26 protein-coding genes are annotated in these 26,319 nt (G+C 58.6%); all 26 read left to right on the plus strand.

The genetic code is table 11. The annotated features are described in order from the left end of the window. Positions 1 to 11: 11 nt before the first annotated feature. Positions 12 to 356: a plasmid mobilization protein MobA gene (gene mobA, locus AC0IXH_RS24055; protein WP_455865266.1), complete on the plus strand. Its 345-nt coding sequence runs from the start codon at positions 12 to 14 to the stop codon at positions 354 to 356. After that, entirely contained in the window at positions 353 to 2,311 is a 1,959-nt protein-coding gene (gene traI / locus AC0IXH_RS24060) for a TraI/MobA(P) family conjugative relaxase (RefSeq protein WP_471721229.1), read from the plus strand. The genes mobA and traI overlap by 4 nt, the downstream gene beginning before the upstream one ends. Before the next feature lie 110 nt (positions 2,312 to 2,421). Continuing rightward, positions 2,422 to 2,946, plus strand: coding sequence for a hypothetical protein (locus tag AC0IXH_RS24065; RefSeq protein ID WP_455865268.1), 525 nt, complete (start codon positions 2,422 to 2,424; stop codon positions 2,944 to 2,946). Positions 2,947 to 3,176: 230 nt separating this feature from the next. Next, positions 3,177 to 3,383 carry a TraY domain-containing protein gene (locus tag AC0IXH_RS24070; protein WP_455865269.1) on the plus strand — a complete coding sequence of 69 codons (207 nt, stop codon included), beginning with the start codon at positions 3,177 to 3,179 and terminating at the stop codon, positions 3,381 to 3,383. Between the two features lie 487 nt (positions 3,384 to 3,870). Further along, the gene (locus AC0IXH_RS24075; protein WP_471721230.1) at positions 3,871 to 4,356 is read left to right on the plus strand and encodes a hypothetical protein; all 486 of its coding nucleotides are present in this window, start codon (positions 3,871 to 3,873) and stop codon (positions 4,354 to 4,356) included. A 557-nt stretch (positions 4,357 to 4,913) separates the two neighbouring features. Next, positions 4,914 to 5,966, plus strand: coding sequence for a TcpQ domain-containing protein (locus tag AC0IXH_RS24080; protein ID WP_471721231.1), 1,053 nt, complete (start codon positions 4,914 to 4,916; stop codon positions 5,964 to 5,966). A 2-nt stretch (positions 5,967 to 5,968) separates the two neighbouring features. Further along, positions 5,969 to 7,675 (plus strand): PilN family type IVB pilus formation outer membrane protein, encoded by a 1,707-nt coding sequence (gene pilN / locus AC0IXH_RS24085; protein ID WP_471721232.1) that lies wholly within the window; start codon positions 5,969 to 5,971, stop codon positions 7,673 to 7,675. A 5-nt stretch (positions 7,676 to 7,680) separates the two neighbouring features. After that, on the plus strand, positions 7,681 to 9,036 hold the full coding sequence (pilO2, locus tag AC0IXH_RS24090) for a type 4b pilus protein PilO2 (protein WP_471721233.1): 1,356 nt from the start codon (positions 7,681 to 7,683) through the stop codon (positions 9,034 to 9,036). Beyond that, entirely contained in the window at positions 9,023 to 9,448 is a 426-nt protein-coding gene (gene pilP, locus AC0IXH_RS24095; RefSeq protein WP_471721234.1) for a type IV pilus biogenesis protein PilP, read from the plus strand. The genes pilO2 and pilP overlap by 14 nt, the downstream gene beginning before the upstream one ends. Positions 9,449 to 9,458: 10 nt before the next feature. After that, complete coding sequence (locus AC0IXH_RS24100) at positions 9,459 to 10,976, plus strand: GspE/PulE family protein (protein ID WP_471721235.1); 1,518 nt, start codon at positions 9,459 to 9,461, stop codon at positions 10,974 to 10,976. Next, positions 10,973 to 12,040, plus strand: a complete 1,068-nt coding sequence (locus AC0IXH_RS24105; RefSeq protein WP_471721236.1) for a type II secretion system F family protein — start codon at positions 10,973 to 10,975, stop codon at positions 12,038 to 12,040. The genes AC0IXH_RS24100 and AC0IXH_RS24105 overlap by 4 nt, the downstream gene beginning before the upstream one ends. A 95-nt stretch (positions 12,041 to 12,135) precedes the next feature. Further along, complete coding sequence (locus AC0IXH_RS24110; RefSeq protein ID WP_455865278.1) at positions 12,136 to 12,639, plus strand: type 4 pilus major pilin; 504 nt, start codon at positions 12,136 to 12,138, stop codon at positions 12,637 to 12,639. Positions 12,640 to 12,681: 42 nt separating this feature from the next. Beyond that, positions 12,682 to 13,620: an ATPase, T2SS/T4P/T4SS family gene (locus tag AC0IXH_RS24115; RefSeq protein ID WP_455865279.1), complete on the plus strand. Its 939-nt coding sequence runs from the start codon at positions 12,682 to 12,684 to the stop codon at positions 13,618 to 13,620. A 12-nt stretch (positions 13,621 to 13,632) separates the two neighbouring features. Further along, positions 13,633 to 14,835, plus strand: coding sequence for a shufflon system plasmid conjugative transfer pilus tip adhesin PilV (pilV, locus tag AC0IXH_RS24120; RefSeq protein WP_471721249.1), 1,203 nt, complete (start codon positions 13,633 to 13,635; stop codon positions 14,833 to 14,835). A gap of 128 nt (positions 14,836 to 14,963) precedes the next feature. Continuing rightward, positions 14,964 to 15,392 carry a type IV pilus biogenesis protein PilM gene (gene pilM, locus AC0IXH_RS24125; RefSeq protein ID WP_471721237.1) on the plus strand — a complete coding sequence of 143 codons (429 nt, stop codon included), beginning with the start codon at positions 14,964 to 14,966 and terminating at the stop codon, positions 15,390 to 15,392. Position 15,393: 1 nt separating this feature from the next. Further along, positions 15,394 to 16,002 carry a prepilin peptidase gene (locus AC0IXH_RS24130; RefSeq protein ID WP_471721238.1) on the plus strand — a complete coding sequence of 203 codons (609 nt, stop codon included), beginning with the start codon at positions 15,394 to 15,396 and terminating at the stop codon, positions 16,000 to 16,002. Further along, the gene (locus AC0IXH_RS24135; protein WP_471721239.1) at positions 15,987 to 16,460 is read left to right on the plus strand and encodes a lytic transglycosylase domain-containing protein; all 474 of its coding nucleotides are present in this window, start codon (positions 15,987 to 15,989) and stop codon (positions 16,458 to 16,460) included. The genes AC0IXH_RS24130 and AC0IXH_RS24135 overlap by 16 nt, the downstream gene beginning before the upstream one ends. 143 nt (positions 16,461 to 16,603) lie before the next feature. Beyond that, positions 16,604 to 17,074 carry a lytic transglycosylase domain-containing protein gene (locus tag AC0IXH_RS24140; protein ID WP_471721240.1) on the plus strand — a complete coding sequence of 157 codons (471 nt, stop codon included), beginning with the start codon at positions 16,604 to 16,606 and terminating at the stop codon, positions 17,072 to 17,074. A 54-nt stretch (positions 17,075 to 17,128) separates the two neighbouring features. Then, positions 17,129 to 17,605 carry a DotD/TraH family lipoprotein gene (locus AC0IXH_RS24145; RefSeq protein ID WP_471721241.1) on the plus strand — a complete coding sequence of 159 codons (477 nt, stop codon included), beginning with the start codon at positions 17,129 to 17,131 and terminating at the stop codon, positions 17,603 to 17,605. After that, complete coding sequence (locus AC0IXH_RS24150) at positions 17,602 to 18,426, plus strand: type IV secretory system conjugative DNA transfer family protein (protein WP_471721242.1); 825 nt, start codon at positions 17,602 to 17,604, stop codon at positions 18,424 to 18,426. Before AC0IXH_RS24145 ends, AC0IXH_RS24150 begins: the two co-directional genes overlap by 4 nt. After that, complete coding sequence (gene traJ / locus AC0IXH_RS24155; RefSeq protein ID WP_471721243.1) at positions 18,426 to 19,589, plus strand: plasmid transfer ATPase TraJ; 1,164 nt, start codon at positions 18,426 to 18,428, stop codon at positions 19,587 to 19,589. Before AC0IXH_RS24150 ends, traJ begins: the two co-directional genes overlap by 1 nt. After that, on the plus strand, positions 19,586 to 19,876 hold the full coding sequence (locus AC0IXH_RS24160; RefSeq protein WP_471721244.1) for a conjugal transfer protein: 291 nt from the start codon (positions 19,586 to 19,588) through the stop codon (positions 19,874 to 19,876). Before traJ ends, AC0IXH_RS24160 begins: the two co-directional genes overlap by 4 nt. Positions 19,877 to 20,078: 202 nt before the next feature. Continuing rightward, on the plus strand, positions 20,079 to 24,770 hold the full coding sequence (locus AC0IXH_RS24165; protein ID WP_471721245.1) for an LPD7 domain-containing protein: 4,692 nt from the start codon (positions 20,079 to 20,081) through the stop codon (positions 24,768 to 24,770). Between the two features lie 22 nt (positions 24,771 to 24,792). Then, positions 24,793 to 25,143, plus strand: coding sequence for a conjugal transfer protein (locus AC0IXH_RS24170; RefSeq protein WP_471721246.1), 351 nt, complete (start codon positions 24,793 to 24,795; stop codon positions 25,141 to 25,143). Positions 25,144 to 25,153: 10 nt separating this feature from the next. Continuing rightward, positions 25,154 to 25,846 (plus strand): DotI/IcmL/TraM family protein, encoded by a 693-nt coding sequence (locus AC0IXH_RS24175; protein ID WP_471721247.1) that lies wholly within the window; start codon positions 25,154 to 25,156, stop codon positions 25,844 to 25,846. Positions 25,847 to 25,854: 8 nt separating this feature from the next. Beyond that, positions 25,855 to 26,319: DotH/IcmK family type IV secretion protein (locus AC0IXH_RS24180; protein WP_471721248.1), on the plus strand; the 465-nt coding region annotated here is incomplete at its 3' end.

Consider the following 26,319-nt stretch of genomic DNA (forward strand, 5'->3'; position numbering starts at 1 on the left):
AAGGTTGAGTTATGCCCAAAAGTGAAAAGCGTCAGAAGAACATTTTAATCCAGCTTCGCTGTACTGAAGCTGAGGCCGAAGCCATCAAAGCGAAAGCACTGATGGCAGGGATCTCAACGTCTGAACTTCTACGCCGCTCAGCTCTCAACCGAAAAATCATGGTTCGTACCGATCTGAAACTGATGAACGAATTGCTCCGATTAGGCGGTCTGCAAAAGCATCTGTACAACGAGATGCGCGATAAAATGACGACTGAAATCAGCCATCAGTTCTCTGATGTTCTTGTTGAAATTAAACGAGCGATTATTGCGCTGGACCTGAACAACGTCCCTGTATCTGAGGTCAGTGATAAGTGAACGTCATCATCCCACCGAAGCGGCGAGACCGTAAAACCAGCTTTGTTAAACTGGTCAGTTATGTCAGCCAGCGTGAAGAGAAAAATCATGAAGCCGTGGTTACACCTGATTCGACTCATCCCGAACCTTCCACCTCGAAGTCTGCAACTTTCGATCGTCTTGTGAGCTATATCGAGCGCGAAGGAACAGCGTCAAAGACGCAGATTATCAGCCTTTCACCTGAGGGCACTCAACGCGTGCTTTCAGGTGAGGTGCTGTGCGAGACCAACTGTTTCTCTCTTGAAACCGCAGCCGCTGAAATGAACATGACAGCGATGCAGAACCGTCACTGCAAGGATGCGGTTTATCATTACATTCTGTCCTGGCAGAGTGATGAAAACCCGTCAGAAGATTCTGTCTTCCGCTCCGTTCGTCACACACTGGAACAGCTTGGCATGAAGGACCACCAGTACGTAGCTGCGATTCACCGTGATACCGATAACGTGCATTGTCACGTATCCGCTAACCGCGTGCATCCCGAAACGTATCGCGCTCAGAACATATGGAATGATGCAGACACGCTTCAGAAATCCTGTCGCGTTCTGGAGAGGGAGCTGGGGTTCAAGGTGGACAACGGCAGCTGGCAAATGGATGAGTATGGTGACGTTCACCGTACCCGTCGCAATATTCCATCAACCCCACGCGGTGCAGCTAAGCGTGAGATTTTCTCCGATCGCGAGAGCCTGCATGGCTATGCGGTTCGTGAAGTTCGCCAGAAGATTTCAGATATAGCCGAACAGGATCATCTGAACTGGGATTTACTTCATAACGTGCTCTATACACGTGGTTTAGGTTTACGTGAGCAGAACGGTGGACTGGCCGTTTTCGACCTTTTGAATCCGGAAGGCGTCAGCGTTAAAGCCTCAGATATTCACCCGACTATGAGTCTTCCCGCTATGGTCAGTCGCTCTGGTGATTACCAACCCGCGCCACCGACCTTTAATCCGGATAAGCCGGAAGACGGCATGCTTTCTGTTGGCTCGTTCTACATGCCACAGCTGCACGTTCGCGATCAGGATGTGCGTCGTGAACGCCGGGAAGCCCGTGCCGTTGCCCGTGACATTCTTCGCGCCCGCTATGACGCTTACCGTGCTGGCTGGGAGAAACCAGACCTGCGCGGCGCTGAACGCTTCCGTCAGATTTCATCGCATACTGTGGTGATGAAAGCACACGTACGCGACACCGTTCGCGATCCGCTAATGCGGAAGCTTATGTACCGTGTTGCCGAATTTGAAAAGATGAAAGCGATGGCCGGGTTGCGCCTGCAGCTTCGTGAAGAAAGGCAGACCCTCAGCGACGCAGGTACTAACCGTCCGCTCAGCTGGAACGCCTGGGTAGAGCGTGAGGCACTGCAAGGCGACACTGCAGCAATCAGTCAGATGAGAGGCTGGGCATATCGTCAGAAGCGCAATGCGCGTCAGAATCAAAAGGTATGGCCTGAGCCTAATGCGGTTATTCATTACGGCCCGGCGGAAGATGTGCCAACGTTTAAATCTAATGAGCATGAAACGCAACTGCTGCGTGACGGAACGGTCAGTTACCTGCGCGGGGGTAAACCCGCGGTAACCGACTTTGGTGACAGGGTAGAGGTCTACGCTGCGCCGGACAGTAAATCAGACCGGTTCAACAACGATCTGGCCGCCGAGTTAACGGCCTGGCGTAGCGGTGACAAAACCGTAGTGACCGGGGAACAGACTGCGGTCAATCGTGTACTTTATTCAGGTGTTGTTCGTAACCTGAATAAGAATGACGGGCACAGTTTTGAGGTAAGCGATCGTCAGCAGATGGCCAACGTACGTGCCACTGAGGAGAGCCTGCGTCAACGTGATGTGCAGACTGAACTGAGATATGTCGAACCACAAATCAAGGACGATGAAAATCTGCGTCCTGTGAACATACATTTACCACGACCGTGAGGAGATTCATAACGCAGACATAACACAAATTGAAGTAATCAGACGCTGATTGCACAGGGTTCGAGGCCTGTACAACCAGCTAACCAAATCAACCTGTTAAGGAGGCTGCTATGGCTGCCGTGGATCCTATTGTATATGCACAATTGTGCAAGCTTTTTCCTTTCCTAACCCCAAGGCAGGCGACTAACTGCTGCTTTTATTCTCTGGGCATTAATCACCAGGACATTTCTACCCTCGTGGGGACATCTCCTATTGCGGTTAAAAAGTCCATTGAGTCATCTCAAAAGTACTTTCAAACAGATTCCCTGCCAGAGCTCAAAACGGTTTTCTGGACCCGATTCACTTACCGGCAGATCTGTATGAAATATCATATTGGGGATAATCAGTCAGGTATTGTGTCATCAGATGCCTTCAAGCCCATTCATCATATTTTCCCTGAGCTCAACCGAAAGCAGATATTTTGCGTAATTCATAATTGTGCTGGTTTCGCCATCAGTGATATTTCCCAGCACAGTAATGTTTCGGTCTCCGATCTCGAGATCTATTTGCGCGAAGGCATGAAGTTACTGGAGGCAACTACTCACTCGCTGCTCCAAGTGCTTGTGACCAGTCGCTTCGTGCTCGATTTGTGTTAGTTAAATGAAGGTAACCTTTTGTCATTTTTTCTAAAAAAAGGTGAGAAAAATTTAACTGTAGATTTATCTTTTAACTCATTGTTTCTATTGCTTTATTTTTTCTAGGACTTATCTAAATTGGTACTGGGTTTATATCCAGTATCTTTTTAGATAGTTTACACAAATAGGACCATTCCTATTTAATGCGCTCTACTTACTGAATCCTTACATAATTCACACGCGGAGCTGATATGGCGGCGGGTAAAAGCGGAAAAGGCATCGCAATGATGCTGTATATGTCGCCAGAACTTAATGAGCTTTTGAGTGCATCGGCCAAAAATTCCGGACGAGCTAAAACTACAGAGGCAATGTTTCGCCTTGAAGACCACCTGAAACTCTACGAATCGATTGCCACACCAGGGCGCCGATTTTCTGCCGAAGGCAGTGATAAAGAATAAGTAATCTTTAACCGGAGTCTTTTACTGCCGGTCCTGCATAACTTAAAACAGATACTCACTGTTACCGGTGAGTAGGGCCTCTCATTGTCTTTTTCCTGAGGCTTGCTCTTTAACAACGTGCCCGTTTCACCCTGATCTCAAGGTCCTCTCTTGCCGGCATTATATCTTATGCGTGGAAGATGTCCGGAGGCTCCGTCATGGCCTGTCATACATCAGGGGAACCCGCCGGGAGGTGGGGCAGCATAGGAGCGTCGCGGCTGATACTTAGTCTCCGTTCTTTATACTGGCCGGGACAATGCAAAGTCGCAATTTTGTCGTGCCACCGTTATACCCCTACGTACAAATTCGATGTATCCATTTAAGGCCCCGGGGCGATCCGTCGGGCAAACCTGCATCTGGAGAAGATTAGCCCCGCATACCTATGCGGTCGTGAACGGGCAACCCTGACTGTGTCATTCCAAAAGCGCTAAGTGACAAAGAGCAATCTGTGCTGACCCACTCAAAACGAGTGGGTCAGCCTGGAATCGTTTCTGTCTTTTCTCATTTATGGCTAATGCCCGGGGATGCGGGCTGGTATTTGGGGTTAATCATGAGTCTTTCAAAAACAAAACGTGAAGAAGTGCGTCTGCAGTTTGGTGGGAAGTGCGCATTCTGTGCCAGCGTCTTACCTAACAGGGGCTGGCATGCAGAAAATATTGGCGAGGAATTCGTAGCGGGCGGCCTCGTGGCCATTTGTACTGAATGCTGCTCATCAAAAGGTAAGGCTACACCCGAAGCATTTCGCGCCATGCTCGCGGAACAGGTAGAACGGGCAAAACGTCACAGCAGCAATTTTCGTATGGCGCTGCGTTTTGGCCTAGTTAGTCAGACTCGGGCACCGGTTAAATTCTGGTTTGAACTCTGTACAGCAGATCGTTCGCCTACCTTAATAACCTCATCGGATTTGCCCCTCAACAACAATTCTGTCGCCTGACGGCAGGGCACCTCACTAAAATTTCACAGAGTAATCTCCCATGAACCAAACCTTACTCCGGCGGGCGTCGCTGTGCCTGCACTGCTGTCGCCGCTGTTCGTCGCGTCATGTACTTCGGCGGCGACCCGGGGGCTACTCCCGGTAAATGGAGAACTGATGGTCGTCCAGCAAATGGCCCGTGAATACCTCATCTGGCTGATCACCACGAACTGACCACCGCCCGGGGCTTACCCGGGCTTCCCCGATTTATTATCCCGACAGCAGTAACGAAAAGCGCACTTTCCTTCACGGGGCAGTGCGCTTTTCGTTGCGGCGGACCTGCGGCCAGCGCACGCGGTCAGACTGACATCGTCTAAGAATTCCCTAATGCGATGCTGTAAGTCTAAGTCATGCCGCTCTGGCGTCTGTCAGTCTGGCCAGAGCACCGGGAGGCACCCGGCGCCGCAACGTCCTTTTCTGACCGGCAGGTTATCACCTGTCTCCTCCGCACGGTTTTAACGGTCCGGCTCCGGCCACCGTAGAGACGGTGCAGCCCTGAGTTATCCGGAGTTATCTCTATGTCATTTACCGAACGGGCAGGGCTGATACCGGTCCTGCTGCTGACCGGCTGCGCCTCGCCTGCGGTCATCACCGGGCCGCCCTCGGGCAGCGTGGTGGACGGCATGCTCTCGCGCAGCGCGGCAGATATCAGCGCCATGCAGTACCGCATTCACCAGAGTGGACCCTCTGCCGCGCGCCCGGTATCGCCTTCATCCGTAAAAACGCCGCCGCTGCCGCCCGGGCCTGGGGGAATCTTTGCTGCTTCCGGCAAAGCACCGGTTGTCGCCGCGCCGTCTCCTGCATCCGGCGCAGGACCGGCCGACGGGTTCGTGCAGCGCGATGGTGCGGCACCGACGCTTCGCGCGGCCATGCGCGATATCGTACCAAAGGGCCAGACGGTGGTGTTTGATAAAGCGGTGTCACCCGATGCACCGTCGCTGTGGCGCTGGACTGGCAATGATCGCTGGCAGTACGTTGCCGGCAAGATGCTGGCCACGCATGGGCTGAAGGCCACCATTAATGTCAAAGCCAATACGGTGACGGTTGAGCCAGCCCAGCGCGCGCAGACAGCGCACTCAGCAGGGCAGTCTGCAACGCTCCCTTTGGCAGCCGGAATCCCTGGCAACACTCTACCGGCCCGGGCAATCCAGGCCGCTCCCGGTCTGGCTGCGGGGCGTAATCCTTTCCGGGGTGAAAAACCTGCAGCGGGGGCAGCCATCACCGCAAGTTCTACAGCGAAACTCCCCGTGCAGCCGGCGCCTGTCGTACGTGTATGGAAGATCGAGCGGGGCACAACGCTCAGGCAGGGCTATGAGCTGTGGGCGTCGCAGGAAGTCTGTCCACCGGGTAAACCTAGATGGATGGTCCGGTGGGATACGGGTATCAACTACCCGATCGACTATACGCTGACCTTCCGGGCCGCAAACTTTGAGGATGCGACGGTGCAGCTGTTCAGCCTCTGGCATCGCGCACAGGTGCCGCTGTTCGTCAGCGGTTACCGTCAGCAGTGCCTTGTCGTTATCAGCGACGTCCCACCAAATCCATCCCCTCAGTCTTCGCAACAGGAATAATCATGTTTAATAAACACACGCTTGCGGTGCTTATCTGCAGCGCGCTGCTGACAGGCTGCGCTTTTGAGCGCATCAAAGACGTTGACCGGTCCGCGGGCAATACAGCAGATGAAGCCTCTTCGCTGATTCGTCAGGCTTCGGAAAACCGCCCTGTGGTGCAGTTTCAGAACAGCCAGTATGTCAGTCCGACACCGCTCCCCGTCGCAAAGTATGACGCACCCCGTGAGGTGGTTAACTGCAACATGCCTTATCGCGCGAAGACACCGCAGGACATCTGGCAGTTCAGCCAGGACATTGCCACGGTGTGTCACATCCGCACACGGGTGACGCCTGATGCGGCAGCCGTACTGGGTGGCAGTGGAGCGCAGAGCGGTTCGCCCACGCAGAGACTGTCAAACGTGCCATCCCCGGCACTTCCTGCCTCCGGTGATATGCGGCCGCTGGACTCGTTCGGCACTGCCTCAGCAGGCAACGTTTCTGCCTCTGCCGGTAGCGTGTCGAGAACGTTCTCGGAGGTGAGCTACACCGGCAGCCTGGGCGGCCTGCTGGATATCGTGACCGCACGACTGGGGATTTCCTGGAAGTACGAGGACGGCATGGTGACGTTCTTCTATCTTCAGACGGCGCGTTTTGACATCGAGCCTTCTGACGCCAAATACACGCTGACCGGCTCGGTGGTGAGCGGTGTGTCAAATAGCAGCAGCTCCGATGGTGGCGCGGGCTCCAGCAGCTCCAGTTCCAGCTCGGGTGGTGTTTCAGGAGAAAGCGGCACCAATCTCAAGTCAGACGTCCTTATGGGTAATAATCTGTATGACGATCTGAAGTCCACGGCGCAAAGCATGCTGACTCCCGGTGTGGGACGGTTAGACCTGAATAAAACTACCGGGACCGTCGTCATTACTGATGTGCCGGAGGTGGTACGCCGCGTGGGGGAATATCTGACTTCTGAAAACAAAGCGCTGAGTCGGCAGGTCAATCTGAAGGTGGTTATCTATACCGTTAACACCGACACGAGCGATGCTATTGGTCTCGACTGGAACGTCATTTACAAGACCCTTGCCGGCAAATACGGCATTAACCTGGCCGGCCCGTCGGGTACGGTGGCCGATGCGGGTTCGCTGAGCTTCTCCGTGCTGGACACGGCGACAGGTAGCGCACAGCAGTTTGCCGGCTCCTCTATCCTGTTTGATGCATTGTCGAAACAGGCAAAGGTTGCGGATGTGCGCACCATTCCGCTGATGACCACCAACATGGCGTCGGCCTCAGTGGTCGTCGGGCGTCAGATAACCTACCTGAAGAGTTCCGCGACAACGGTTTACTCTACCGGAAGCACCGCGCTGCCGACGCAGACTCTGACGCCCGGTTCCGTTACCACAGGCACCAATATCACCATCTTCCCGAAGATCCTCGACGGTGGCGATCGCATGATGCTCAACATGTTCCTGAACATTTCAAGTCTTACCCAGCTGCGTGTAATCAGCTCAGATACCGAAAAGCTTGAGGCGCCGGATGTGGATTCGCGCTCTGTCCCGCAGCGCGTCTGGCTGAAACCCGGGCAGACCGTTGTCATCAGCGGGTTGGAGCAAAATGTGTCCACCTCCAGCAAGCAGGGACAGTTATCACCTGACAATCTGGTGACGGGGGGCCAGCGTTCGGGTCAGAGCACCCGCCAGTCGTTCGTCATCACCGTCACGCCTTACATCAGGTGATAATAATGAAGAAAAAGACAAAAAAGCCGGCCTCTGGACAGGATGCCGGTCATATCCGCGTGCTCACCGTGAATCAGCGGCGATTTGTGGTAGGCCTGACCTGGCAGACCATCCGCGCGCAGCGCAACCCCATGAAAGAAATCCGCCGGGTGGGGAAAGACCAGGGGCTTGATCTGGTGGCCGTGCGCAAAAGCGACAGCATTCAGGCGGGGTTTGCACCCAAAACGCGGCTGCGGTTGCGCGGGGCGTATTCGCTGACGGTTGCTCTGGCTTCTCTGCTTGAAGGCTGCTGTATTGCCGTGGTGCCGCTTGGTGACAGTCCGGAAGGCGTGGCCCAGTTCACGCTGGTCGGTAAAACTGAACGCGGCGGTATTCACGTATGGTCCGACAAGGTCTATACGGCAGACCAGCTGCGGCAGACCATTATTGACCTACGGGACGAGCTGCGCGGCAGTAAGGGCAATCTGGACGTGCCGGTCTACGGCGACCCGTCTCAGAGCTGGGTGACGCTGCCGCTTGATCTGGATGCCATTCTGGCCGCCAAAAATCTCAGCAAAGATTTTCGGCTGAAACCGCTGACGTGGGGCATGACACGCAGGCAACTGATAGCCGCCGGCGCGTTAGCTGTCCTTTCGCTGGCGGGGCTGACATTCTGGCTGCACGTTGAGGGGGAACGTGAAGCCGCGGCTCGTGTTGTTCTGCATCGCCAGATGGAACATCAGGCCCAGCTGAATAAGGAGGCACGTTACAAGGCCGCGCTGACAGGATTCCGACACCCATGGACAGAGCAACCCTCAGTGAGTTCGTTTATCGGGGCATGTCAACACATGCTCGACAGGGTGCCGATTTCAATCACCGGCTGGATGACTACCATGATGGTCTGCACAGGCAATGATGTCAGCGTGCAGTCGGTAAGGCGTACGAACTCTGCGGCCACCACCGCAGCCTACGTCGCCGCCGTCAAGACGTTGTTTGGCGTAACGCCGGTGTTCAGCTTTGCGGACAGCAGCCAGACCGCGTTTTCACTGCCGCAGACGCTGAAGCCAGAGGGCGACGACCCGATGGTTCCGGTGGATGAGCGGCTGATGGACTTAATATCGCACTTTCAGGCGCTCAATATCGACCTTGCCGTCTCGGCCGTAGCGATAAAGGACGTGAAGAAAAACAGCGAGGGAGAGGACCTGCCGCTGCAGGACTGGCGGGAATATAAGTTCTCCGCCGAAACCAACGTGCCACCCAGCATGATTTTTACAGGCTCAGGATTCACGGGCATTCGCCTGTCTGAGGTCACCCTGGGCATCAACACTTCCGACGGCTCCGTCCGGTACAAACTTTCAGGATCGCTCTATGGAAAACGTTAAATACACAGCGTTACTGCTGCTGTGCTGCGGGCTGGCTCACGCGGAAGCGGACGTCAGGACGGTGGGTGATCTCGATCGCCTGCAGAGTGGCCGCGTGTTTTATGACGCGCAGGCGGCTTACAACAAGTCAAAACTTGCGGCCGGCCAGGCAGATGCCGGTACGGTACAGGCCGCGCCTGCGCCGGTCATGAACGGGCCTGCCGGCGTTCCTGTGCCAGCCGCGCCGGTAAACACGCTACCGACGCTTGAAAAAGTGGCGGGCCCGGTAGCCACGCTGAACTTCGCCGACGGCAGCAGTTCTCAGGTGCGCGCGGGCGACAGCGTCAATGGCGGCTATACGGTGGTGACCGTTTCAATGCGTGGCGTGGTGATAAAGCGCACGCAGGACGGTCACGTTTTTACCCTTAACTGAGGTGGACGTTATGCATAACCTGAGTGAAAAAACGCATACCCTGCTGCCACTCACCCTCCCGGCTGGATCGCGCCCCTTTTCTTCCTCGCTGAGAGATAACCTTCGGCTCATTCGTGATGACCAGACGCAGTTTCATTGTCTCTACGTTCTTAACGAACTTGACCAGAGCACCGAATTCTTTGAGTTGCGCCAGCAACTGCGCGGTCAGGGTTTTGAGACGGGAGTGACGTGGTGCGACCGCGAACAATTGCAAAAAATCTCGCAGCAGTTCAGCGACAGCGGCGAGGGCGTTGAAGGGGCCAGCGATTTTCAGAATATCAATCTTGGTCTGATAGCTGAGGCGACAGCGCAGCGTGGATCGGACATCCATATCCGCATTGAGAACAAATTTACCCGAGTCCTCTACCGTATCGACGGCAACCTTCGCTGGATAAGAACCGAGTCGCCGGAGTGGGGAACGCGGCTGGTCAACGCGCTTTACAACTCAATGTGTGAGGAGCAGAGCAAAACCACGCTGAGCTTCACCGAGCCGTGCGACGCACGCGTCCGTGAGGAGTTCGTGAACGGCTACGGGCTAAGTACCATCCGTTTTGCCAGCCGTCCGGGGGGGCAGGGCCGGCTGGCTGTGGCTCTGCGCCTGGTGAGCCGCCGCAAGCAAAGCCTTAATTTTGAACAAATAGGCCTGACGCCAGCGGAAGAGACAACGTTACGCCGGTTGCTGACCAGCTCAGGTGGCACCTTCTTCAGTGGTCCAACAGGGCATGGAAAATCTACGATTTGCCAGGTTTCCGCGGAGTTTCTGGCGCGTGAAGATCCGGGCGAAAACATTCTTTCAGTTGAAGATCCGATTGAATCCCCCATCGATGGTGTTTTTCAGACTCCCCGGGGGAATCAGACCTATGGGCAGGCAATCCGAAACCTGCTGCGTATGGACCCAGATCGCCTTTACATCGGTGAAAGCCGCGATGCAGACTCCGCAGTTGCCACCGTTGAAGCTGTTCAGACCGGCGTGCCGGTGTTGAACACAATTCATACCAACTCGCCGGCGGATATACTGCAGCGCATGCGTCGTTTTGGCGTGGATGAAGATCTGTTGTACGACCCGACCATCATTTCGGGGCTGGTCGGCTTGCGACTGATGCCGCTGCTCTGCGATGAATGCAAAATACCCTGGGAGGAGGGACGCGGCAACGTCAGCCCTGTGATGCAGGACATGGTTGAAACGCACGTCAATACCGCAGGCATTTATCTGCGTAAGCCTGGCGGCTGCAGTTGCTGCGGTCAGACGGGTATCCACGGAAGAACAGGGGTGTTTGAGGTCATTGAAACGGACAACCGCTTCATGCGCCTCTACAGCGAAAAAGGCAAGATGGCCGCTTATCTGGACTGGATAGCACGCGGAGGCGTCACGCTTTGTCAGAACCTGACGCGTTTGATTAATGCCGGCGTGACCGATCCGGTTTGGGCGCATCGACGCATCTGTAACCTGGACCGCGACACGAAACTGAAATCGGGAGCTGACCTGTGAACAGATTCGTACGCGCCCTCTATCAGGCGACCTTCAGTGCGCAGGATCGCATCGAAATCTACGATGATTTTCGTCAGTACCTGCTGGACGGACGGTCAGCGAAAGAAACCTATCAGAAGCTTATCGACAACTACAGCCGGAGGGGGAAAAACCCCGGTGACGCAGTGGCGCAGATACTGACCGAGTGCGCAGAAAATCTCTCCGGGGGGTTCGGGCTGGGGGCATCGCTGAGCGAATGGATACCGGATCAGGAGCTCAGTATTATTGAATCCTGTGACATTGCCGGGCATGCGGAGGACGGTTTTCTGAATGCTATCGACATTGCCAGCGGAACCGGCCGTATGCGCGCGTCGGTCAAGTCAACCGTGGGTATCACCGCTTACCTGATCCTGCTGTCGGTGACCGTGGTGGTCCTGTTCTGCGTGATGCTGGTGCCTGTTATTTTGCAGGTCTCCCCGCTCAGTCAGTGGAACGGCGCGCAGACGGCCGTGTATTACTTTTATCTGATGCTCACGGACTGGTGGTGGTTACTCCTGCTGATATCAGGGGGGGTTATCACGCTGGTTGTGCTGTCGCTGCCGCGGCTAACCGGGCGGCTGCGCTTTTTCCTGGACCGTTTTCCCCCCTGGTCCATCTACCGGCGTATTCATGGCGCGGTATTCATCATGAACGTGAACGCCATGGACGCGGCGGGTATCCCGATGGAGCGGGCCATTGCCAGCATGAAGGACTCCACCCGCTCGGCCTGGCTTTATGAGCGGCTGGAGGCGCTGGAGCGGGCAATCGCCGCCGGCGAGGAAAATCTCGGTCAGGCGCTGGATGCGACTGGCTACGAGTTTCCGGACGAGCGATCCATCGTCAAGCTCCAGAGCCTGTTCGAGACCAAGAACAGTGAAGGCTCACTCAAGCGCTTTGCTGCCACCTCGCTGGAACGCACGGTAAGCAGCGTTGAACGCACCGGTGATCGCATGCGTATCGCCAGCCTCTTGCTCTGTGGGGTAATAGTTTCATCTCTGATGCTCATCATGTTCAGCCTTATCCAGAAGACGTTTTTCCTTAACTGAGCGGATGCCCGTCCGCCTCACCAACCTGTTTATCTCTCATCGCCCACGGTCTGATGCCGCGGGGTATTTATTCATGTTTTTTTAAAGGTATTTAAATGAAAATTTTAAAGAAAGGTATCGCGAACATTACTGACTCCATCAGTTCCCTCGGCGTCATGATCGTGGTTATCGGGCTCGTGGTCGCCGCCGCCTCGCTGGCCTATTTCTACGTTAACAGCACCAGTGAGGTGACACTCGTCACCACGGCGATGAACGAAACGCGTAACCTGCGTGCCTCTAACGGTTACGGTACCGACGACTACGTGCCCGCGCTGGTGAAGGGCGGCAGCATTTCGAAAAGCTACACCATCACCGACGGCCTGATTTACAACAAGTCCGGGGGGCTTTTAACGGTGAAAGGTAACGGTATTGGCTTCGTGGTGACTGACAACGGCCTGCCGCAGCGGGACTGTGTGAAGGTGGCGCGTAGTATCGGTACCGGTGACCTTGCGTCGACCAAAATCAATAACACCAGTTTCACCTCGGAAGTGACGGCCGCCGACGCCGCCACTGCGTGTGTGGATGGCGATAATACCCTGACGTTCACCACGAAATCTTAATGTATTGCCGCCGCATGCCGGCGGCTTCTATCCGGACTGCCTATGACCGCCACCACGCTCAGCAAGGCCGATTTTATCGACCTCTACCTCGGCGATGATTATGCCGAAATCAAGGGGCTGGTAGGCGCCAGCCACTTTCTGATGTCCGTTCCTTCCGCGCTGGATCACGATGTGCAGCGGCTGCGTGCACTTTGCGAGAAAAAGCATCAGGAGACGGGGCGCAACGAATTTTCCTGTTTCCACGACGGCCGGCTGTATCGCGCGACCGTCTCTCAGGACCTGCTGGGGCGTACCCACCTGGTGCTTCGTCAGACGCCTGCATCAATCCCTGCATTTGAAGACATCCCGCTCAGCACCCCCCTGCGTAAATCGGTACAGCTCCCCGGAGCCGCCGGTCTGGTTCTGATCGCCGGTGAAATGGGGGCGGGCAAGACCACTACAGCGGCCGCTATTTTGCGTCACCGCATTGCCATTACCGGCAACCTGGGCGTCTCCATTGAGGATCCGGCGGAAACCCTGCTGCAGGGGCGACACGGTAACGGGCGCTGTATCCAGCTGGAAGTTAAGGAAAACGAAGGCTATGCCAGCGCCACGCGCAAGGGGTATCGCATGGGCGTTTCAGCGTTTCTGTTGGGGGAAATACGCGACGGTGAAACCGCGCACGAGGTGCTGAAGGCCTCACTGAGCATGTTCGTGGTGTCGACTATCCATGCGTCCTCATTGACTGAGGCGCTTGAACGCTACGTGATGTTTTGTGAAGAGATCAGCCCGGCGGCGAAGGCCAACATTGCCAGCACGCTGTTCGTCCTGGCACACCAGACGATGCGCGTGAATCCCGAAACTAACCAGCGTCATGTGGACATAACCGGCTTTAACCTGCGCAACTCCTCATCAGCGCCGACTATACGGGCCAAAATTGCAGCTGGTCAGTTCCAGCTTGAGGATCAGTTCTCTTCTATGACCTATGACTTTAAGGACTAAACCGTGAACAAGATGAAACGGGGCATTGCGCAAATCACCGACGCGACAGTGGGGTACGGGATCGTGGCCGTTATCATTGTGACGCTGCTTATTCCCCTCACCGTGTGGGCAGCACAGGAATACAGGATGAACGTGGCGGCCAGCCAGGCGAATACGGTGCAGAAGGCAGTGAACCGTTACATCGCCGACCAGCAGGCCACCGTCGCTGCAGGCAGCAGCGCGTCGACCGGTTACACCCTGACCGTGCCGATGCTCATCACTGCGGGCTATTTACCGACGGGTTTTTCCTCTACTAACGCCTACACGGCCACGTACCGCACGCTGATCTTTCAGCCTTCAACTAATAAATTTCACACGATGACGTTCCTGAGCGGTGGTTCATCACTGCCGCTCAGCGATGCACGTAAGCTGGCGAACCATATCGGTGCAGCGGGAGGTTACATCGAGAACGGCGTTGCCAAGGGGGCGCTCGGCAGCTGGCAGGAGAGTCTGTCAGCATTTGGTGGCTACAACCCGGGTGACGGTAGCGTGGTTATAGCCGGCTTTTACTCCAACGGCGCACTGGTCAACGACTACCTCTATCGCCACAGCGTGGCAGGTCATCCCGAGCTTAATACAATGGGCACTACCCTGAACATGGGCAGTAATGACATCAGCAGCGCGAAGACTATCGGCACACAGACGCTCAATGCCTCGGCCGACGTCAACACAGCACGCCTGACGGCCACGCAAAGCGTGCAATCTAACGGCACCATTACCGCAAACGGTGATATTACGTCCAGAAACAGCATTCGCGCTGACGGCAGCATCTCTGCTGGCGGCAATGTCACCGCAAGCGGCAGCATGACAGCATCAGGAAACGTCACGGCCGGGAATGATGTCACTGCGAGCGGAACTCTTCGCGGTAATAACGACCTTGTGTTAGGTGGAGTGGTCAAATTGCAGCAGGTGAATTCGGCAGGCAGCTACTGTGACACATGGGGGGCGATAAGCCGTGACGGCACCGGCGGAATTCTTTCCTGTCAGTCCGGCGTGTGGGCAAGTTCAGGTAAAGGACGCTCCGGGTACTACTGCAGAAGGACCTCATTAAGTAAAGGTAGTTCAGATGACTATGTAGGTTACACGCCCAGAACAGATGACAACTGCCCGGTAATTCAGCCCGGACAGGCCCCCAGTGGGTATTGCACCTGCATCAAAGTCATGCTGGATTACTGAATTAGGTCCGGCAGCTTGCAGGATCAGTCTCAAGCATTCTTATTCCAGTGCATATAAGCGGTTGTTTATATGAGCAGACGGCATATTCGTTACCCCGACGAGCCTCCATCAAGTACACCGGATAACTCATGAAATCCTCCATCTTCTTCGCCGCAGCGCTGCTGGCAGCGGTCAGCGTTCTGATGTCCTGCGTCAGCGACAAAAGCCGTGACACCGTGGCGGATGTCACGCAGGCGCAGCTGGCCGGGCAGTTTCTCAACTACGTATCGGCCTTCAATGACCTCTGGGCAGCCGGTTCGCCGGCAGATGGCGATGCATCTGGCCGGGTGGCGTTGCCTGCCTGGCTGCCGCACAACAGTAATATCGTGCTTCGCATCAGTGGGGGAGTCGGCTATGTCTTCACGCCGTCTTCTCCGGGATTTTACTCACAGTTGATGCAGGAGACCGAGAATAGTGCGCACTTCGGTATGTCTGATACGGCAGGCATCAACACGCCAACAGGGCGACTGGCCCGGCCCAGCTTTATCCCGGCTGGTTACGTGGTTTACGTGAGGTAGCATGATGCTGATTATTCCCGGACTACTGATATTTTCCCTGATGCTGGCTTTCAACCTGCCTGCGCTCTATGCCGGAGCCAGAGTCGCCGCGGCTGAATCCATGGTTGAGGATTATCCGGACGTGGCGCGGATCCGGCCGATTCTGGCCGCAGTTCTTCTGTGCGGCGGCGTTGTCCCCATCTGGATGCTGACACACAGCCCTGCGCTCGCAGTGTTCGTGCTGCTGCTCGGCAGTGCCGCTTACATTGACTGCGTGACGCAGTGGGTGCCTGACCTGCTTATTTTTCTTCTTTCCTGGCTGGCACTGACTGCGCTCATACCGGGCGGACCTGATGCGCTGCCGGTGCTGGCCGGAGCTGCCGTTATTCTGATACCTGCCCTGGTGCTCAACTTCATCACCTGGCTGCGGTCGCAGCCGCCGGCTCTTGCCACTGGCGATCTCTACGTGTTGCCGGCCATTGGGGCATGGCTTACTCCAGAGTTGTCGGGCGCTTGTCTGGGTGCAAGTCTGTTGCTGACGGCAGTCGTGGGGCGTTATGTTCGCGGCGTGCCGTTCATTACCGTGCTCTATCCGGTTTTTGTGGTGGTGTTGCTATGTGGCGCCTGGTAATCACCTGTGTGCTGCTCTGCGCCGCCGGGACGTCTGATGCCACAAAGATTACGCCGGATATTTCCCGCTGCTTTCGGGAAGCCGGTATCCGGTTCAGCGTTGACTGGCGCCTGCTGCAGGCCATCGCCGAGGTTGAGAGCGGCCTGAATTCTGGGGCTATTAACCAGAATAAAAAGAATGGACGGGTACTCAGTGAAGACCTCGGGATGATGCAAATCAACACCTCCTGGCTGCCAGTGTTGCATCCCATGGGGATAACACGAGAGGTGCTTCTTGGAAGTCCCTGCCAGAACATCCATGTCGGCGCATGGATACTGGCGAAAAATATCGCACAAAACGGCGTGAACTGGACGTCAGTAGGCGCCTATAACGCCGGATTCAAGAATGCCAACGAACCCTTCCGGCTGCGCTATGCACGCAAGGTTTATGCGCGTTATCTGGTCCTGACTGGAAAATGATGACTGGAGTAGTACTGAATGAAAAAAGCCCTGGATGAGCGAATGCTTATGTTTTGCGCCCTGAAAGAACTCCCTACGAAATGAAAGCTTACCCCCTCCCGCAATAAATACAGGCCCGGTTCTTCGGTGCCGGAGAACAATCCATGCGAATCCTTCACGCTATGCGGGTATTGCTTCTTATCGCTACGGCCCTGCTCTTTTCCTCATCTGTGCAGGCGTACTGCTTTCGTGAGGCTGGGGCCCGCTATAACGTTTCGCCACAACTGCTGCGCGCCATCGCACAGGTAGAAAGCGGCATGAACCCACATGCAGTGGGCTACAACCGGAACAAGCAGGGGCAGGTAACAAGCCGCGACTTTGGCCTGATGCAGATTAACTCCACACACCTCGCAAAGCTCAAAGCCATGGGGGTCATCAGCGACGAACGTGACCTATTGACGCAGCCTTGCCTGAACGTGCAGACCGGCGCCTGGATACTGGCGCAGCATCTGCAGGTATGTGGCCTGACCTGGCAGTGTCTCGGTAGCTATAACGCTGGATTTGCGGACGGTAATCAGGCCCGCCGCATGCTGTACGCCCGAAAAGTCTATGCCATCTGGCAGGCCACCCGCTGAACGGCGGAGTCTTCTACCCACTTATTCTGATTACCGGCCACTCCCGGAGACAACATGAACAAATTCATTATTACCGCGCTGCCGGTGCTGCTGTGTGGCTGTCAGCTGCAGCCGCACGACAGCACCCCTGTTTCAACTCAGCATCAGGCGGATTCCCGGCCATCACGTCCCGCGCTTCAGCTGCAGCAGCTGTGGTTTGAAGGCGACCTGAACGGCGGTGCGCCGCTGCCTCTTGCCGCCATCCGTGCAGACAGCGATCGCGTCACGCTCAGCTGGAACGGGGACGCGGTCGAATTGCTGCGTGATCTGGCCCGTGCACGCGGGCAGGTGTTCAGCTATGCCGGAGTGCGCCTGCCTCTGCCCGTGGACATTGAAGTACAGGGCGTCACCTATGCAAACCTGCTGCGCATCATTGAGATGCAGACCGCGTGGCGCGCGACGCTCGTCACGTATCCCGGTCAGATGGTGCTGCAGTTTATGCCCGCCATCCCGGCCGCTCAGGCCCTTCACTCCACAGGGGGCCGTCGATGAAATTCCGTCTCTGCATCCTGCTGCTGCCCGCGCTGCTGGCGGGCTGTGCGGGATTCAATTTTTCAAAGCCCGCACCAGTGGCCGGACCTGACGGTGCGCCCCCCCCGGGGCCTGAAGCCTATCTGTCGCCGCAAAAACGAAATACAGCCGACGTCTCTGACAACCGGCGGCAGATGCTCACTGAAGGTGGGCGGACAACCGGCTTTCGCGGCGGCAAGGCCCAGCGCGCATGGGAATTGCGGCGCGACCTTGATGCCCGGGCAAAGCAGCTTGATGCCACCTATGACTTCCGCCCGCTTATCAGCAGCCGCGGCTGGCTGCCACCGGTTATCACCGAGGCAGTCGACGTGGCGCACGTCACTCCTGACCAGATACGCACCGCGAGCCACGTGTACGAAATCATTCAGCCGGAACGCTTCGTGAGCAACCCGCCCACGTGGCGCGGCTGGCTGATGGCCGGGCTCAGCACTGTTCCACCTGACGCGCCGGAAGGCGGCCTTATCCCTGAGAACGGCATCCAGCGTGATATCTGGCAGGCGGCGGTCAATGAGGGCTGGGCGGAAGGGCGGCAGAGCGCTGACGAAACGCTTGAGGCCAACGTCAACCGCCTGACCCGTGACTACAACGGCATGCTGCAGTACGTGCTGCTGCGCCGCCAGAACCTCATTACCGCGCCGGTGGTTACCGATCGTCAGCAGACGGTCACCGGCGACAGCAATAAGCTCACCACCGGCGATCGCGAACGCCGGCTCGAATCCCGCGCGGGCTTTATCACTGACAAAACAAAGTGGAAGCCGATCATCAATACGGAGAAACGCTGATGTCAGCACATGACCTTACGCCCTATGACTTTGGCGGCAGTATCGACCCCGACTCGCTGCGCGGTTTTTTTGTCTGGTGCGCACGTAACAACGTCAGCGACATTCACCTGCAGGGCGACAACCACTTTGTGGTCGGGCGCTACGGCCGGCTACTGAGAGCGAGTCCCTTCCCCGTGGCGGACGATACGCTGGCCAAGTTGATGGACGACACCTTTTCACCAGAGCTGCGCCCTAAGGTGCGCGGCGGCGTGTCGGTGGACCGGGCGATGCAGCTCGACGGGGACGCAAGTGGCCGCTGGGGACTGAACCGCGGCGAGCGTATCCGGTTTCGCGTAAACCTCCTGCAGGGCACGGCGGGGCGTCAGAAGACCATTGGCTGGACGCTGCGGGTTATCCCGACGGACATTCCGCCCCTGGAGGGAATGGAGCTTGAGCCGGCGCTGATGGAAAACATCCTGCCGGCGAAGGGGCTCGCCCTGTGGGGCGGCATCACCGGTTCGGGAAAAAGCACCGCGCTGGCGTCGACCTATCGCTACAGCCTGGACAACTACCCGGACCGCAAGGTCACCACCAAGGAGGACCCGATAGAGTTCATTCTGGGGCGTCCGGACGACGTGCTGCCACCGCTGCAGTCGCAGATTGGTGAAGACATTCCTGACTTTGCAACCGGCATCCGCGCGGACCTGCGCCGTGCGCCGTCGATTATCGGCGTGGGGGAAATGCGTGACAACCCGACCATTGACGCCGGCATTCGTGCCGGCCAGCTGGGACATCTGTGCCTGTCAACGACGCACATCGACTCCCCTGGCGAGACGTTCGGGCGTCTGCTGAACGAGTTTCCGCATGAGAGCCGGGACGCCATGGCGTGGGCGCTGCTGGGCGTGCTGCAGTATGTGGTGGTGCAGACGCTCCTGCGCACCACTGACGGCAAGCGTGTGGCCGTACGCGAGTACATCATCATCGACCATAACCTGCGCGAACGGCTCGGCGGCATGCCGTGGTCACAGTGGGGAAGTCAGGTCAACACCATCATCCGGCTGGAGAAGCGGCGCATCGTGGACCAGGCCTGGCGGCTTTACGCTCAGGGCCGCATCGATGCGGCCGAGCTTGGCGTGGTGATGTCGCCACGCCAGCGTCGTGAGTTTGAGGAGGGTACGGCATGAGTGAGTTTAAAAAGGAGGACTACCCGCCCGGCTTCTGGCGGTGGGCCGGCAGCCCGCTCAACTTCCTCGGCATACCCGCCTGGCTTTTTCTTCTTTACCTCTTCTGGTTCCGCTTCCCCTCCATGGACACGATTTACGTCGTGACCGGAATTATCGCCGTATTTCGCCTGCTCAAGGTGTTTGGCTGGGGAGTCACCGAACTGCTGATGCGCCTCGCCCGTCGTGCACGCGGCAAAAGCCTGAGCGGGCGCCCGTGGTGGTACCGCCGCTTTACCGACGGTGAATAGCCGTCCCTGACCCTGCAATACAGGAGGCATCATGAGTACAGCTGAATACCCGGTATGGCTCGCCGTCTTACCGGACCAGCGCGACGCGGCGCGCGCCGACGCGGGAAAACATCCCGACGGGCGCAACGCCATCGCGTGGAGCAAAGAGGCCCAGCTCTGGTACGCCCGTCCGGGCGCAGACCTGAGCCGGCTGAAGGCGTGGATGCCCGATCGCAGTATCCGCAGCAGCGGAGGCGGTGACCCGCAGTCCGAGTTTCTGGACGCACTGACCAGCGCCGGCCTGGTGCTGGACGGTCTGCCGGTGATGGATGGCGAACGCCATCGCGTATCGGTGGTGGACGGGTCAAAAGGCAACCGCGACGGCGTGTACCGCGGTTTTCTCGACGGCATCAAGCCGGGCGGCTGGTTCATCAATTATCACACCGCCGAAAACGACAAGGACATCACGCGCTGGAAGGCGAGCGGCAAACCCGGTGAAGCCGACCCGGTGGCGCGCGTGCATATCCGCGCGGGGATGCGCCAGTCTCAGGACGACGCTGCGCGCGCACAGGCGGCGCTGTACGCCCGCCAGACGGCCAGCGCAGGTGCGCTGTATCACAGGCTTCCCGCAGCCGACCCCGAACACGGTTATCTCGCGCGCAAGGGTGTGACGGTGTCGCCTGACATCCGCCAGACGCGTAACGGCGCGCTGGTCCTGCCGTTTTACAACGCGGACGGTGAGTTTCGCACGCTGCAGTACATCCCACCGGACGGCGAGAAATATCTGTTTAAGGATGCCCCGAAATCCGGGCACTTTCGCGTCGAGGGAGAGACGCTTCGCAACGGCGAACCCATCCTGTATGCCGAAGGCTACGCCACGGCGCGCAGCCTGCACATGGTCACCGGCCGCCCTGTCGTGATGACCATTGACGCCGGGAACATGCAGGCGGTGGCCGGCGTGCTGAAAGCGCGTTTTCCCGACAGCCCGCACCTGTTCATGGCCGACGTTGACCACGCCAAAAAGAAAAATAAGGGCGTGCTCTCCGCTGAGCGCGCGGCCGCTGCTACCGGCGGTGCCGTCCTGCTGCCGGATCTCACGGCGGCGGACATCGAGCGCGGCTTTACCGACTTCAACGACCTGCACCAGTCCCGCGGCGCTGAACGCCTTCGCGAGACCCTGCTGCCTGACATTGCCCGAGCTCTTGAGGGGCTTAACTACAAGGAAATTACCATGGCCACACCCGACGACGCACAGCCTGCGCCGGATCATCTGCCTTCCGCATCTCCTGAAGCATCCTCTGACGTCTCTTCTTCCCGCCGTCCGGGCGCGGCAAAAGAAAAAACCGCCGAGATCCTGTCGCTGCGCGATCGGGGCCTGAAGGCCGCGCAAATTGCGGAGCAGCTCGGCATCGGCCAGACCAGCGTGTACCGCATTCTGAAAGCACAGCAGGAAGACGCGCCGTTAACGGAAAGCGTCGCACCGGCCGTCACCGTCAGCGAACCTGTCTCCCCGGCCGTAACGGCTGAGCCAGCACAGGAACCGGCGCCAGAACAGCCAGCCACCGCGCAGGCGCCCGTCAGCGTGGCTGCGACACCGTCCGCTTCGCCGGCGCCACAGCCCGATATTCCGTCCGCACCGGCCGCGCCGGTGACACCGCCGCCGGCTGCCGGTCCCTATGATGGTTTCACGGGGCTCTATGGTACCGGTGCCGAGCTGCGCGACCGGCTGGCCGCGCTTGCCAGCGGACAGACCTCACCGGCGGCGCTGCTGCAGGATATCAGCACGCTGCGCGCCCGTGTGGATAGCGTCGCGATAGCCGACGTGTACGCCGGCGGGCACATGAAGGAGATGCAGCAGGTCTTTGACCGCGTGACGCAGGGCGGCATGGCGGGCGCGGACGTCATGGAGACGGGTGCACTTTCCCGCCTGCGGGGCCTGCTGGGCCAGCGCGACACATGGAGCTCACTGCACCCGAGCAGCCCCGCGCTCGACGTCAACACCGTTCCCGACCGGATCGCACAGCAGTATGTGATGCTGGCAGGCGGGGAGGTCACGCGCGCGCAGTTTGATCGTGAAGTGAAGATGCTTTATGGCGAATTTACACGTGCTGAACCGGCCAGCTTTACCGCCGGTCGCCAGAGCGAAACGCGCGAGGTATTTGAGCGTATGGCCGCGCTTGAGAGTCCGGAGCGTGCCGCCGGGTACGCCGCGGGCGTAACCGCAAGCGTTGCGCAGCTGCCGCCGGCCACTGCAGAGGATCCGAACGTTTCGGCGCTTTACCGCATCCAGAATGCGCTGCGCGACGAATTCGTCTCGCTGGCCCGCGGGGAAGCGGCGGTGCCGGCGCTGACGGAGAACGTGGCGAGGCTGCAGGCGCAGCTCGATGAGGCGAAGACACACGGCGTGTATTCGGCCAGGCACGTGGACCAGATACAGGGCGCGTTTGACCGGCTGACGAAAGGCGGTCTGGCGGGCATGCCTTCACCTGATGCTCCGGCACCCCGCGGTGACTATGCTTCGCGCCACCCCGCATCGGCAACGCTGGACGTGGCCTCCGTGCCGGCACGCGTTGAAGAACAGTACAATTTACTGGTACGCGGTGAAGTTACCCGCAGCCAGTTTGAGGATAACCTGGCCGTGCTTCGCAACGAGGTGGCGAAGCAGTCAGCGACGGGCCGGGCTACTCCTGAGTCAGTCGCGGCGGCAACCGGCGTCTTTGCAACGCTGAGCACGCTGTCGGCGCCCGCTGCTTCGACTTCGCCTGCCCCGGCGATTACCTCTGACGCCACGCCTCAGCAGCCGGCGCCTGCCGCCGTAGCCTCTTCCGGCGTCGCGCCATCCGCATCCGTGACGGCGACGGACGTGCCCGTAACACCTGCGGTGGTTGCGACAGCAGCGGCAGAACCCGCGCCGGTGGCGACAGCGTCAACCGGGACGGTGCGTGAGAGTGCGCCTGCAGAGACGGCTGCTCAGCCCGCCACTGCTGAAGTGTCCGCGCCTGTTTCGGGCAACGAGACTGCCCGGGCACCTGCGGAAGACTTCGAAGCGGAGTTCTCAGCCATCAGCGATCGCATGCGGGCGCTGAAAGACGAAGCCGCCAGCCTTGATACTGAAACGCTGGCGTACCGTACCGGTGGCCTTATTAATGAACGCATTGGTCTGACGGAAATGTGGTCGCAAGGCAATAACACCGAAAACCCACGCTGGCCGTCTGAGGAGAGCGAAACGCTGGAAGCCGAACTTCGTGCCGTGCTGGATAAACGCCCTGATACGTCATCTTCACCGCTGGCGTCGGCCTTCGGTGAGGAGAACGCGATTCTGGTCGGTGCACCGCGCGTGGCGCCGTCAGAAGAAGATGTGCCTGCATCTCCCGGATCGAAATCGTCCCGCATCGATGCTGACAGGCTGCTGAGTCGCGTCACGCATGACATGCAGCCCGACGGTAAAAGCGTGCTGTACAAGCTGGACGGCGAACCGGCGTTTTATGACCGTGGTAACCGCCTGGTCATGGCGGAGGGTGCCAGCGCGCAAGAAGAGAAAGTACTCGCCGCGCTGCTGACCGCATCACAGCAGTACCATGGCCGGATTGAGCTGACCGGCAGCGATGAGTTCAAAGCGTTTGCGATCGGTGTCATCGTGGCCAACAAGCTGGATGTGAGCATGAAGAACGCGGGCCAGCAGGCCGATCTGGATGCTGCCCGTCGCGCAGCTGGTCAGCCTGTTGCTCCGGTGGCACCGGTTGATGCCGTGCGTGGCGAACAGAACGCGCCGCAGCCGGTTACTGCGCCGCCCGTCACACCGGCAGCTGCGCAGCCGGTGCACGCTGAAGCGCCAGCGCACACCGGTGCTCACGTGACACCGTCACCGCAGGCCGTGGCCGCGCCGGCTCCTCAACATCAGGGGCCGAAGATATCGCCTGACATTCATACGCCGGCGGAGAAGGCGCGCGAGCCGGTGACCGGCAAGGTGACCGCCTGTGGGCAGGCGCCGTTCCGCTTCGAAACAAACGCATCGGAAAGCACCTTTATCACCCTGCGCACAAAAGAAGGCCCGCAGACGTTCTGGGGGAAAGAGCTGGCGGGGCTGCTCCGGGAGACGAACCTGGAGCCCGGGCGCATGGCAACGTTGCAGTGGATGGGCGAGCAGCCGGTAAAAATAAAGGTTCCCCACAAAAACGAAGATGGCGTGGTCACTCACTATAAAGACGTGGACACCCACCGGAATCAGTGGTCTCTGGCACCCGTCGGCGGTGCCCGCGTGCAGACCGGCGGCAATGAGATGGTGCCGCTGTCGGCCTTTGATGTGAACCGCTACATACAAATCCAGCACGCGGTGGTGAGCCGCCTCGGGCTGGACATGCCCGCGCCCCCGAAACCGGCGGACGGCCTCTACTGGCTCAAACCGGACGGGCAGGGCAGCAGCGTACCCGGTGACGCGCTTTCTGCTCCCCGTCCGGCGCACAACGAGTCGGCAGGCGTGGCGGTGATGTCGGCATGGGCGGCCAACGGCAACCCGGACCTCTATCTGGTGCAGGGTGACGGGAACTACCTGCAGGGCGTGGTTCGTCAGAACGGTGAGTATCAGCATGTGCTGGTCAGCCTGCCGGACAGCAAGGAGGCACCACCGATGGTGGTGAACGTGCTGACGCCTGAGGGAGCCGTGCCCGTCGGCAGCGGCAACGGCATCAACCGCTCAAACGGCCAGCCGGTGCCCCGCGAGCACGTGGTGGTCCGCCTTACCGGCGACGCGGAACCCCGCATTGCGAAGCTGGATGCGCCTGCAGAGTTACCCGCAGCGATTCATGCCCGGCTGGGTTATGACGAACGCTATAAGGCTGAATCTGGCTGGGTAAAGGAGCAGCCGGCAGCAGCACCACAGGCAGCACCGGTCACGCCGCCGCGGCCGGCACAGTAATCGAACCTTCCGGAGTCTTTACATGAAAAAAAACTCAGCGACCGCCCTTGTGGCGGTCTTTTTCTGCTGTGCCTCGTTTACCGCCGGTGCCGCGAACTGCCGCGCGGGCTCGGCAGCGCAGGCTGGCAGCGAGGCGGGCTACAACGCCGCGAAGAAGGCGAATGATGCCTGGGCAGCACGTGAGAGTCAGACCTCAGAACAGCTGCAGAAATGCCTTTCAGGTATTCGCAGCATCTCCATCAGCCTGCCCAACCTGCCGAGCCTGCAGGACGTTATGAATCAGGCGTCGGAGAAGGTCTGCAGTGCCATGACCGACAAAATCAACAGCAACCTGCCGGACAACATTGATCCGTGGCAGTCATACGGGATGTAAGGAGCACCGCATGCAGAACCCTCAACCTGCCGCGCCGCCTGAGGAGGCGGCCGTTGAAATTACCGACCCGAAGGCATACGCGTATGCCGTGGGCGCACAGCATGAGCGCTCGCTGGGTGCGGCATTTGCCCGCAGCTGCCTTAAGGCTCTTATGTGGAGCCTGTCTGGCAACATTATTCAGTCAGTGGTCATCGGTGCCCTCATCTGGATGCTGGTGACCGTGCCGCCACACTATATTGCCACCGACAATGGCCGTATTACCCCTGTATATGCAACGGACAAACCCGTCTGGAGCGAGAGCGATGTGCGCCAGTTCGGGGCTGACACCATCAGCCGGGCCTTCACGCTGGACTTTGTGCACTACCGCAGCCAGATGACGGCCGCATCTCCTGATTTCTCAGAAGAGGGATTTGTCGGCTACAACCAGGCACTGACCGTTGGCTCAAATATCCTGGCGCTGGTGAAGGACAAGCGCATGAACCTGACCAACTCCGTCGAGCCGGGTGTCATCACCAGTCGCGGCGTCATCGGCGGCCGTTACACCTGGGAATTCCAGTATCCCGTCACGCTTCGCCTGCAGGGACAAAACAGCAGCAGTCCGCCGCTGCGCTATATCTTCACGCTTCGCGTGCAGCAGGCCGACGTGCGCCTCAAACCGAAAGGTCTTGAAGTCACCCAGACCATCACCAACAACGCAGGATAAGGATTGCTATGAGCAACTTTCGCATGCTGGCCCTGTGGCTGGCGCTGTGCGGCAGCGCGGGGGCCGCCCCTGACACCGATGGCGGGTGGCAAACCACTGCATCCGCGACCGGCCCGGCGCCCTCAGGTCAGGGCACGACCGCCGCCGGACAGGCAGGCTCTCCTGCCGGTCCGCTGCCCGGTCAGCCGCTGCCGCCGCCGTCATCCGTAACGTATGACCAGGCACAGGCAACGATTGCGCCGCTGACGCCGGACGAAATCCGCCGGCTACGGGCGGAACAGACGGAGCAGGACAGGGCGCTGGCCACGCCCGGCATTACGGCCGTGCCACGCATCAGCGCACAAACCGTGAGCCTGCAGCCGGGAGCCAGCCTGCCGCTGGTCCGTACGGCGGTGAACTGGCCTGCGACGGTGAGCTTTATCGACAGCACCGGCGCGCCGTGGAAAATCCTCGGCACACCGCAGTCCGGTTCA

Source organism: Erwinia sp. AC075 (genome assembly GCF_979253995.1).